The sequence below is a fragment of the Flavobacterium restrictum genome (genome assembly GCF_007097245.1).
Taxonomy (GTDB): Bacteria; Bacteroidota; Bacteroidia; order Flavobacteriales; family Flavobacteriaceae; genus Flavobacterium; species Flavobacterium restrictum.
The window spans coordinates 1-7216 of sequence record NZ_VJZT01000033.1 but is presented as its reverse complement, the minus strand read 5'-3'; the positions used below and the strand labels follow the sequence as shown (position 1 = coordinate 7216).

The following is a 7216-nucleotide window of genomic DNA, read 5'->3' as shown; positions in this document are numbered from 1 at the left end:
GTTTTGTATTTGTGATGATTTGGCAAATCCGAAGAATGGGCTTAATTTAGTCCCAAACCCGCTGTAGCGCGAGAACGTTATAGGCAAGAACACTTCACGATCAAACTATGAAATATAAATTACTTTTTTCGCTCGCATTGATTGCATTATTTGGTAGTTGCAAACGGGAAACTGTAGAAAAAAAATATTACGTAATTTCAAATGCAGATTCAATTAGTGAAGCGTGGAAGAAATCGGCGAAAGTTCCGCCACCTTTTACTCCTCACAATTTAAAATGGTATTCTGATGTCGTTTTTATTTTGGACTCCAGTAAAGTTTATGCCTATCAGACTGAAAGAACTCATACAGGTTCAGGAAATAATGTTGATTTTGAATATCCAAATTACATTGGACTAAATCCAGAATATTTCCTAACCATTGACAGTGAGAATTTTGTCTCGTTCATAGAGAATAACAATGATATTTTCGGAATATTTCCCGACAATTCTGTTCAACCAATCATTTATTTAGCAAGCCAAACTGATACTGTAAAAAATATTGCACTACCTCAATTATGGGAAAAACTAAAAGATAGTAAAAGTAGAACCTTCTTCTCTGTTCGAAGAACCACCGAAGAAGAAAACATAGTGCTTTCATACAAAAAGAAAAACAAAGAGTTTTTACCTGAAAAAGTAAAATGGTCTACTAACTTCTATAATGGAAAAGTAAAGCCTTTTACTAAAGATTATCAAAAAATAGAAGAAACGAATCAACTTATAAGAAAAGCAAAAGAGACTTTCAAACAAAAGAAAATGTCAATTGAAATGTAATAGTTCCTGCCTATAACAGCCACTACAACGGATTTGGGCATTGGGCTTAATGGAAAGTTGGTTTTGTATTTGGGATGATTTGGCAAATCCGAAAATAGGGCTTAATTTAGTCCCAAACCCGCTGTAGTGCCAGAACGTTAGCACCAATTTAGAAACCAATACAACCTAACAAATGTTTCACGAACCTTCTAAAGAATTTTTCTACTCTGCATATAAAATTCATGCTGAACATTCCGATGGAATCAAAACTATTAGTGGAATAGCGACTGGATTTATTCTTGAAATTTCACCAAATGTAGCTTGGATTATCACCAACAGACATGTAATTGATTTAGACTATAAAAAATCTACTTCAAAATATAAAGACTTTAAATTGTCAAAATTTATAATTACCGGTCGTAAGCAAGATGATACAGAATATTCTTTTCAGCTACACGAAAATGCTGAAGTTTATTTTCATGAAGACTACGAAAATGACATTACTGTAATCAGAGCTCATGTGTATTTAGTTGAAGGCCAAAGTTTTCATTGGCATTTTGGATTAGAACATTTAGCAGACGAAAATATTTATAAAGAAATTAATACTTTCGACTTAATTTGTTATTCTGGATTTCCTAAAACACATGATAAATTAGCAAATAGACCAATATTAAGAAGTGGCAATATTGCGAGTGATCCTCTATATGATTATTCATGGGACAACACAAATCAAGGAAAATGTGTAGCGTATGAAGGATTTTCATCTGAAGGAGCGTCAGGAAGTCCTGTTTTTGCACCTCCTAGAGGTTTAAGAAATATACCAAATTCTAGACATGGTTATTTAATCGGTGTAAACGCTGGACATATTCCCGAGGGAAATGGTCATAGCGGAATTTCATTTTTTTATAAGTCTACAGTTATCCATGAAATAATCAAAAAAAATAATCTAATGGACAAAAAAAATCAATAAACTGGTGCTAACAGCCACTACAACGGATTTGGGCATTAGGCTTAATGGAAATATGGTTTTGTATTTGGGATGATTTGGCAAATCCGAAAATAGGGCTTAATTTAGTCCCAAACCCGCTGTAGTGCCAGAACGTTGGCAGTAATTTTAGAAAATCACGTAAAAAAAAGAACCAATAATTAACAACAAATCAAACCATTATGAAGAAAATTTTATTTTCAACAGTTTCAATTTTTATGTTTTGTAGCTTTTTGTCAGCTCAAAATTCTTCACCGACAACCGAAACAGAATATAACTACATAACTAAAGGCTACAAAGTACAAATCAGTTCGGGATTAGATATGAAAGCCGGATATGAAGTTATAGACATTTCAACTGAAAAAATGGGAACTTATACTTACGAAATTAAAGCACTTGTACGAAGTGAAAAACAAGAAATATCATCAATTATGGTAATTACTACTTCTGCAAGTTGGGGAAATAAATATTATTTTTGCATTCCACACGGCGATAAAAATTTAAATCAAAAATATTATAATGATTTGATTCTTTGGGACAAAGAAATTACAACACCATATGCTTATTTTATGTCTTCAAAATATGGAGAAGTTCTGAGCCAAATAGTGGAACTTGAAAAGAAACTAAAAAAATAAAAACTACTGCCAACACTTGCTACAAGAGATTTGGGCATTTGGCTTAATTTAAAAATGGTCTTGTATTTGGAAAGTTTAGGCAAATCCGAAAATAAGGCTTAATTTAGTCCCAAACCCGCTGTAGTAGCGGGACGTTGGTGGCAAGTTGTGCCGAAATTACGCAGGTAATTCCGATTTGGAAATAAAGTTCACAGATCGCAGAAACTAAAAAAACAGAAGCGTGAAAGTTGGATTTTATCAGCAGAAACTGAAAAAGCAGAAAACTGAAAAAGTAGAAGCGTGAAAATTGGATTTGCTAACAGAAACTTGAAAATTGGAATCTGAAAAGCAGAAGCGTGAAAGTTGGATTTTTATCCGCAGAAAATTGGAAAGTTGGAAACTGAAAAGCAAAAGCGTGAAAGTCGGATTTTTATCAGCAGAAACTTGCAAAGTTTTGCGCAGAAAATAAAATTGAAATTTAAAACAATAAGTTGAAAATTACGAACCGAAAAATTGAAGCGTGAAAAGCAAAATGTAGCAAATTGCGAAACAAAAAAGTGAAATCTTTGAGGAAATTCGTAATTTCGACAAAACAACCAACCACCAACACACGCTACAACGGATTTGGGCAATTGGCTTAATGGAAAGTTGGTTTTGTATTTGTGATGATTTGGCAAATCCGAAGAATGGGCTTAATTTAGTCCCAAACCCGCTGTAGCGCAAGAACGTTATGCGCAACCGCACTTCAAAAGAACGAAATAAGACATTTATGAAATATTTTATAATACTAATTTGGATTCCTTTTTTATTTAGTTCTTGCCAAAAAATGGAAAAAATTGACAACCCTAAAAAAGAAATTCATATTCCGAAAGAAGATGATGAAGTTTTTACCATTAGCCAAATCACTACAAATTATGACACTTTAATCAAAAGATTAAAAAATAAAGGAAATATAGATGCTTATGATGAACTCTTCTACGGCTTTAAGGATTCAAACAAAACAGAGAGAACAGACAGTTTAATGGCTTACTCAAAAATAATGGCAGAAAAATTTAATTATGAAAAAGCCTATTTTGATTACTTTGAAGCATTTGGAGAAAAAAACGATATAAAAATTGACTTTTCAGATTATTCAAAAATTGACATTTCTAAATTGGAAAAAAACACCAAAAAACAAGCAACAGATTGGTTGAAAAATATGGTAGAAGAAAAGGTTATTACAATTGAACAATTCGATTTAATAAAAAAGCAATAAGCGGAAGCGCATAACAGCCGTTTGGCGAGATTGGGGTTTTAGGCTTAATGGAAAGTTGGTCTTGTATTTGTGAAATTTGTGTTTAACCGAAAAATCTCGCATCTTTATTCCCCAACCTTGCCAAGCGCCAGAACGTTACAAGACATTTTAAAAAAAACGAAACGTAAATGAAAATAGAATTTCTTGGGCATGGAATTTTTGAAGAGCAAGATAATACTGTTGGAAATTATCTACATAAATCTTTCAAAGACAAAAACTTTGATACTTTTAAATGCTTTGTAGCTTACACTACTCTTTCAGGTCTTTCAATTTTTATGGACGAACTCGAAAAAGTAAAGCATAAATACAAAAAAATTGAATTCTATTTAGGTGTTGATGATAAAGGTACTTCAAGAGAAGCTTTACTTGAACTTTTAGAAAAAGAAATTGACACATACATTTACTATAATCCAACAAAAAGAACAAGAGCAATATATCATCCTAAACTTTATATTTTTAATGGAGAAAAAGCAAATAGAATATTAATTGGTTCATCTAACTTAACAAGACCAGGACTTTTTAATAATGTTGAAACTTCACTTGCTATCGACTTTGTATCGGGTAATTTTCAGGGCGAAAAATTAAAAAGACAAATCGACGAATACTTTTTTAACTTTTTAGATAAAAGTAATCAAAATATAAAAAAACTAGATTCACATTTAATCAAATATTTATCTGAAAACGGATTAATCCTTGACGAGAAAAGAATTTATGAAAGTGAAGAAGAAATCGAAAAAAGCAATATAAAAGATGATGAAGGCAACGACTTGTTTACAGCTGTAGAAGCATCATATGTTGATTTAGAAAATTTAGAAAATATAGACAGTAAAACAGAAACTAAAAACTATCAATCTAAAATAATTCTTAATGACTATTACTTTTCAATGTGGAAAATAAACTTTGAAAGATTCAAAATTTTTAAAGAAAAACATGAATCAGTAACAATTCCAAAAGATTATATTAATCGAAGTTTATATACTTGGTACTTAACTCAAAAAGTTCTCTACAGAGAAGAAAGAATTCCAGAAGAACATTTAGAAAAATTGCTCAAAAGTGGTTTTAATTTCGAAAGTGCTCACAATATAAGATTTGATAAAATATGGGAAGAATCATATTTAGAACTCAAAGAGTATTTCATAAAGCACAAAAATTCTGATTTCCCACGAAAAAAAGACTCAAAAGATCCATTGTACAAATTATCTAATTTTGTTGCTATGCAACGTCATTACAAAAAGTACAATGATAATCGAATGAATGAATATAAAATAAAAAAATTAGAAGAAATAGATTTCAGTTGGGAATTGGGTTATAAAAGGAATAGTCAAATTTCAAAAGATGATGACCAATGGTTTAAAAATCTGACAATATATTCTGCTTTTAAGAAAAAATATAATCGTGAACCTAAACAGAAAATAAATACAGATGAATATAAAATTGCAAGATGGAGAAATGACCAAACTGTAAATAGAAAGCGTGGATTACTTTCTCAAGATAGAATAGAATTATTAGAATCAGAAAATATCATTTGGGATTTAGAAGAACATGAATTTAAAATTAAATTAAAAAAACTGATAGACTATAAGAATGAGTTTGGCAATTTCAATGTTCCTTTGAGTTATAAAACTGATGGAATTGCTTTAGGGAATTTCGTTTATAGTCTAAAAAATAGAGGTACGAGAAAAGAATACAAAGAAATTTTAGAAAAGAATGGAATGGACGGTATAATTTTACGTTCAGAAGTTGATAAAAAAGATAAAAAATATAGAAAATTAACTTTAGTATGGAAAAATAATTTTGAAAAACTAAAAGCACTTAAAAAAAAAGGCGAGAATATAAATCAAATTAATCAAGACTACAAGGAAGACAAAAATTTTGGAGCTTGGGTTTCAAGTCAAAAAAGAAGATATACATTTGATAATCTTAATGATGAACAAATACAATTATTAGAAAATTTGGGTTTGAAATTATCAAAAGAAAATTCTACAGAAGAAAAATGGAATCTCTTTTATGATTTATTATGTGAATATAAAATATCTAATGGCAATTGTAGAGTTACAAAAAGTTTTGATAAAGAATTATATACTTGGTCAGCTTCTCAAAGAAGAGCCAAAAGAATTAAAACATTAATGCCTGAAAAAATAGCAAAACTTGAAGAAATAGAGTTTGAATGGGAATTGACACTTGCACCTAACAAGAAAAACGTCTTGTAACAGCCACTACAACGGATTTGGGCATTTGGCTTAATGGAAAGATGGTTTTGTACTTGGGATGATTTGGCAAATCCGAATAATGGGCTTAATTTAGTCCCAAACTGCGTGTAGCGCAGGAACGTTGGCAGCAAGCAAACCGCAGAAACTAAAAAAATCAATTAACAAGATTAAATGTCAAAGGAAGAAATAGTAAATGATGCGTCAATGTTTTTAAATTCAATGTTTGACGAAGCTCATAAAGATTATAATTCAATTGAGCTATCTGAATCAGATATAAAAGGACTTATTTATAGCAGTAAAATGAATTTTCATTCGTTTTCGGAAAACAGAAAATGTTCTGTAAAATTTTGTAGAAAAAAAGCAGTTAACTCTCATTTATTTCAAGAGTCAATTTTAAAAAAAAATTCTCAAAATGGGCATTATATTTATCCTTCCGCCGATTTAAATAAAAGACAAATTAAATTGGAGAAAATTGGTGTAAATAAAGCACTTACATTTCCAGGATTTTGTATAACACACGAAAATATGTTTGAGTATGAAAAGAAAGAACAACTTAATTATGAACACGAATTAAGAACTTTGGTTTATAAAGCAATATGCTATAATCACGTTTATTGGGATATCATATACAAATATTCAGAAGACAGCATAACAGCGCTTGTTGATAAAAAACATAAGCAATTTGAAAAATCAACAAATAATAAATACAAAAACTTACTTGATTCACTAGGTATTGAAATCAAAAAATTACATTTTTCAGATCCAAGACATAAAAATTTAAAACAACACTTAAAAGAAAGAAAAATAATCATAAATGATTCTTTAATTTTTAAAAAATTAGCGTGGAAGGATATTGAATCAAATAAAAATGAAAATCTAAAATCTTATGTAATTGAACTCGATACAATTATTCCAATTTTCTTTTCATACTTTGGTAATTTGACGATTAAAAATGACGATTTAACTTTTGACGATAAAGCTTGTTTAATAATACATCCATTTAAAGAAAGTACAAAATTAATTTTCACAACGACAACTAATAATCATGTAATTCTAAAAAATCTTTTGAATAGACTTACTCCAGAATTAACTTGGAATTTTATTTTATCTTCTTTAGTTTATATTTCAGATAATTGGTTAATAAATGAGGAATTCTACAATAAATATATTCCTGTAGGAGTTAAAGAACTATTAGAATCAGCAGTTTCCTTACCATTAACCCCTCCAAATAAGTAAATTGCCAGCTGCCAACAGCGGTTTGGCGCAATTGGGGTTTTAGGCAAACTTTAAAGTTGGTTTTGTACTTGGAAGTTCGGTCTTTAATT

The 7216-nt window shown here is 30.0% G+C and carries 6 protein-coding genes; all 6 read left to right on the top strand.

Annotated features, from left to right (window positions below; translation table 11 throughout):
• Window positions 1–107: 107 nt before the first annotated feature.
• Complete coding sequence (locus tag FNW21_RS15750; protein WP_144257706.1) at window positions 108–809, top strand: hypothetical protein; 702 nt, start codon at window positions 108–110, stop codon at window positions 807–809.
• A gap of 172 nt (window positions 810–981) precedes the next feature.
• Complete coding sequence (locus tag FNW21_RS15745; protein WP_144257705.1) at window positions 982–1758, top strand: trypsin-like peptidase domain-containing protein; 777 nt, start codon at window positions 982–984, stop codon at window positions 1756–1758.
• A 197-nt stretch (window positions 1759–1955) separates the two neighbouring features.
• Window positions 1956–2408 (top strand): hypothetical protein, encoded by a 453-nt coding sequence (locus FNW21_RS15740; protein WP_144257704.1) that lies wholly within the window; start codon window positions 1956–1958, stop codon window positions 2406–2408.
• A gap of 805 nt (window positions 2409–3213) precedes the next feature.
• Window positions 3214–3642: a hypothetical protein gene (locus tag FNW21_RS15735; RefSeq protein ID WP_144257703.1), complete on the top strand. Its 429-nt coding sequence runs from the start codon at window positions 3214–3216 to the stop codon at window positions 3640–3642.
• A gap of 167 nt (window positions 3643–3809) precedes the next feature.
• On the top strand, window positions 3810–5891 hold the full coding sequence (locus FNW21_RS15730) for a Helicase associated domain protein (protein WP_144257702.1): 2082 nt from the start codon (window positions 3810–3812) through the stop codon (window positions 5889–5891).
• A gap of 171 nt (window positions 5892–6062) precedes the next feature.
• On the top strand, window positions 6063–7127 hold the full coding sequence (locus FNW21_RS15725) for a hypothetical protein (protein ID WP_144257701.1): 1065 nt from the start codon (window positions 6063–6065) through the stop codon (window positions 7125–7127).
• The last annotated feature ends 89 nt before the right edge of the window (window positions 7128–7216 follow it).

Bases quoted from the DNA above. Each gene is read 5' to 3' on its own strand.
- FNW21_RS15750 (WP_144257706.1), top strand. From the start codon at position 108: ATGAAATATAAATTACTTTTTTCGCTCGCATTGATTGCATTATTTGGT.
- FNW21_RS15745 (WP_144257705.1), top strand. From the start codon at position 982: ATGTTTCACGAACCTTCTAAAGAATTTTTCTACTCTGCATATAAAATT.
- FNW21_RS15740 (WP_144257704.1), top strand. From the start codon at position 1,956: ATGAAGAAAATTTTATTTTCAACAGTTTCAATTTTTATGTTTTGTAGC.
- FNW21_RS15735 (WP_144257703.1), top strand. From the start codon at position 3,214: ATGGAAAAAATTGACAACCCTAAAAAAGAAATTCATATTCCGAAAGAA.
- FNW21_RS15730 (WP_144257702.1), top strand. From the start codon at position 3,810: ATGAAAATAGAATTTCTTGGGCATGGAATTTTTGAAGAGCAAGATAAT.
- FNW21_RS15725 (WP_144257701.1), top strand. From the start codon at position 6,063: ATGTCAAAGGAAGAAATAGTAAATGATGCGTCAATGTTTTTAAATTCA.